The organism is Neisseria sp. P0022.S010 (assembly GCF_051956635.1).
This window is the reverse complement of the sequence record NZ_JBQCXF010000306.1, coordinates 1-3,489: the sequence shown is the minus strand read 5'-3', so window position 1 is coordinate 3,489 and position 3,489 is coordinate 1. Positions and strand designations below refer to the sequence as shown.

The 3,489-nt window shown below is 48.9% G+C and carries 3 protein-coding genes; 2 read left to right on the top strand and 1 reads right to left on the bottom strand.

The window, feature by feature from the left end:
* Positions 1 to 352 precede the first annotated feature (352 nt).
* Both ACTHUT_RS15780 and glmM read left to right on the top strand, forming a co-directional pair.
* Positions 353 to 1,210 (top strand): c-type cytochrome, encoded by an 858-nt coding sequence (locus ACTHUT_RS15780; RefSeq protein WP_440419014.1) that lies wholly within the window; start codon positions 353 to 355, stop codon positions 1,208 to 1,210.
* 199 nt (positions 1,211 to 1,409) lie between these two features.
* Positions 1,410 to 2,747, top strand: coding sequence for a phosphoglucosamine mutase (glmM, locus tag ACTHUT_RS15775; protein WP_049329113.1), 1,338 nt, complete (start codon positions 1,410 to 1,412; stop codon positions 2,745 to 2,747).
* Positions 2,748 to 2,824: 77 nt separating this feature from the next.
* Here glmM and lolA read toward each other — a convergent pair whose 3' ends face one another.
* Entirely contained in the window at positions 2,825 to 3,445 is a 621-nt protein-coding gene (gene lolA, locus ACTHUT_RS15770) for an outer membrane lipoprotein chaperone LolA (protein WP_440419012.1), read from the bottom strand.
* Positions 3,446 to 3,489 lie beyond the last annotated feature (44 nt).

The following is a 3,489-nucleotide window of genomic DNA, read 5'->3' as shown; positions in this document are numbered from 1 at the left end:
CAACAGGGATCGAACCTGTGACCTCCAGCTTCGGAAACTGACACTCTTCCAACTGAGCTATGGGTGCGGAAGCCGTAAGGTTAACGCATATTGGCTCTATTGGCAAAGTTTATCTTGAAAGTGTCTGAAAGTGGCATTGGCGGTCACTTTTTTGCATGGCTGGAATAATCAATTAACTACAAAGGCTTATAGATTTCAGACGGCCTTTTTGAGGATTTTTGCGTATCTTTTTCTCAAGATGGATTGGAAAGCCTTTGCGAATTCAGTATAATCCAGCAAAATATTGTTAATTGCGTTTAACATATAAACTATAACTTACAGCACAACCTAACCTAACGGCGAGGCCTACCAAATGAAACAACTCCGCGACCACAAAGCCCAAGGCTCTGCATTGTTCACCCTTGTGAGCGGTATCGTTATTGTTATTGCAGTGATTTTCTTCCTGATCAAATTGGCAGGAAGCGGTTCATTCGGCGATGTTAACGAAACAACCGAAGCTGCGACTCAAACCCGTATCCAGCCAGTCGGCCAACTCAAACTGGGCGACGGCATCCCTGTCGGCGAACGTCAGGGCGACCAGATTTTCAACAAAATCTGTATCCAATGTCACGCGGCGGACAGCATTGTTCCTAATGCGCCTAAATTTGAAAACAAAGGCGATTGGGCTCCTCGTATCGCCCAAGGTTTTGATACTTTGTTCCAACACGCTTTGAACGGTTTCAACGCAATGCCTGCCAAAGGTGGTGCGGCTGATTTGACCGACCAAGAATTGAAACGCGTGATTACTTATATGGCCAACAAAGCCGGCGGTACTTTCCCTGATCCTGATGCTGCGGCTCCTGCCGATGCCGCTGCTTCCGGTGAAGCTGCTTCAGCTCCAGCGGCTGATGCTGCGGCTCCTGCCGATGCTCCTAAAGCAGATGCTGCCAAAGCTGAAGACAAAGGCGCAGCTGCCGGCGGTGCAGACGGTAAAAAAGTTTACGAAGCCAGTTGCCAAGCATGTCACGGTGGTGCGGTTCCCGGTATTCCTCATGTAGGCAAAAAAGAAGACTGGGCTCCTCGTATCAAACAAGGTAAAGACACCCTGCACAAACATGCAATCGAAGGCTTTAACGCCATGCCTGCCAAAGGCGGTAACGGCAGCCTGAGCGACGATGAAGTGAAAGCTGCAGTTGATTACATGGCTAATCAATCTGGTGCTAAATTCTAAAATTTGACTTTAAATCTCGAATAGAAAGCGCATTCTGCATAGGATGCGCTTTTTTCGTGCAGGAAGGCCTGATCTTGCTATAATACGGAAGTAGTAGATTGTAGTTTGTCTGAAAGATTCAGACGGCCTTCAAACACAATATTCTTTTAAAGAAGTTCAACCATATTCACATACGACAAAACAATCACGGAGTTATCTCATGGCAAAAAAATATTTCGGTACTGACGGTGTTCGCGGCGAAGTCGGTCAATTCCCTATCAATCCTGATTTTGTCTTGAAATTGGGTTATGCGGCAGGTCAGGTTTTGGTACAGCACGAAGGTGAAATTAAACCGACCGTTTTAATCGGTAAAGACACGCGTATTTCAGGCTATATGCTGGAGGCCGCGCTGATTGCCGGCTTTACTGCCGCAGGTGTCAATGTTATTCAAACCGGCCCTCTGCCGACACCGGGCGTAGCGTATCTGACCCGCGCTTTGCGTTTGTCTGCAGGTGTGATGATTTCTGCTTCCCATAACGTTTATTCCGACAACGGCATTAAATTCTTTGCAGAAGGCGGTGTGAAGTTGAGCGATGAAATCGAGTTGGAAATCGAAGCCAAAATCGATGAAGAAATGAAAGCCCAGCCGTCCAGCCGTTTGGGCCGCGCGCGCCGGATTAATGGTGCGGATGATCGCTATATCGAGTTCTGTAAATCCACTTTCCCAAGCCATTTGGACTTGCGCGGTCTGAAATTAGTGGTCGATACCGCCAATGGTGCAGGCTATGCAGTTGCGCCTAAAGTATTCCACGAATTGGGTGCGCAAGTAGTCAGTATCGGTGATGAGCCAAACGGCTACAACATCAATGAGAAATGTGGTGCAACCCATCCGAAAGCTTTGCAAGCGGCTGTGTTGCAAAATGAAGCCGATTACGGCATTGCCTTGGATGGCGATGGCGACCGTTTGATGATGGTTGACCGCAATGGCAAAGTGTATGACGGCGACAGCCTGATTTATGTGATTGCCAAAGCACGCGCGCACGAAGGTGTGGAAATCGGCGGCGTGGTGGGTACAGTGATGACCAATATGGCGATGGAAATTGCTTTGAAAGAGCAGGGCGTTGATTTCTGCCGCGCCAAAGTGGGCGACCGCTATGTGTTGGAACAGCTCCACCAACGCGGTTGGCTGATTGGCGGCGAAGCCAGCGGTCATATTTTGTGCATGGACAAACACAATACCGGCGACGGCATCATTTCTGCGCTGCAAGTTTTGGCGGCATTGCAAACCTTGAATCAAGACCTTGCCACCGTTTGCGCCGATTGGCAGCCGTATCCGCAAACCATGATCAACGTCCGCATCAAAAAAGGCCAAAACTGGCAGGATGCTTCCAAAGAGGCTTTGGCTGAAGTGGAAAAAGAACTCGAAGGCAAAGGCCGCGTGGTCTTGCGTGCTTCCGGTACCGAGCCTGTCGTGCGCGTGATGGTGGAAGCCAAGCAGGCAGACTGGGCGAAAAAAGGCGCAGAAAAAATTGCCGCTGCCATTCAAGGTCAAAAGTAACAGTGTGTTTGATGTTGAATTGAACTAAATAAAAGGCCGTCTGTTGTTCAGACGGCCTTTGTGTTTCAGTTGAAAGCTTAGTTGCTTAAGACATCAACGCCTTTAGGAGGAGTAAATTTGAACATACCGCTGGATAGGTTAGGCTTGGTGTTCAAACCGCTGAAGCTGATGCTGGTTTGGTTGCCGAAGCTGTCTTTCAGCTGCATGGCGGCGAGGTTTTCGCCTTTAAAGCCGATGCGGATGTATTGGTAGCCGGCGTTGTTTTTCTTAGGCGTAGCCAAAACATAGTCGATACCATTGGCAGAACCGTCTTCTTTCAGCGTGTAGCTGCTATCCAATGCCGTTTTGTTGGAGAGGATGGCGGCAGGGCTGTCGCCGATGGTTTGGTCTTGTGAGGACTTGGTTACTTGCGCCAAATCTACGTCATAGAGCCAAATGGTTTTGCCGTCGCCAACAATGGTTTGTTTGTAGGGTTTGGTGTATTCCCATTTGAACAAGCCCGGGCGCAGGATTTTGAATGTACCGTGTGTGGATTGGGTTTTCTTTTTGCTGTGAACGGTTTGGCTGAAGTTGCCACTGATACCGTCGGCATCATTATTGAATTTTTTCAGGGCATCCACTGCGCCGGCTTGTGCAAAGCCGATGGCTGAAGAAAGCAGCGCGGCAGCGGTCAGGGTGAACAGTCGGGTAGTTTTCATGTTTTGGTTCCTTGTTCGGAGAGATGGGTTCAGTATAGACGTTA

Coding starts and splice junctions, on each gene's coding strand:
- ACTHUT_RS15780 (WP_440419014.1), top strand. CDS start 353: ATGAAACAACTCCGCGACCACAAAGCCCAAGGCTCTGCATTGTTCACC.
- glmM (WP_049329113.1), top strand. CDS start 1,410: ATGGCAAAAAAATATTTCGGTACTGACGGTGTTCGCGGCGAAGTCGGT.
- lolA (WP_440419012.1), bottom strand. CDS start 3,445: ATGAAAACTACCCGACTGTTCACCCTGACCGCTGCCGCGCTGCTTTCT.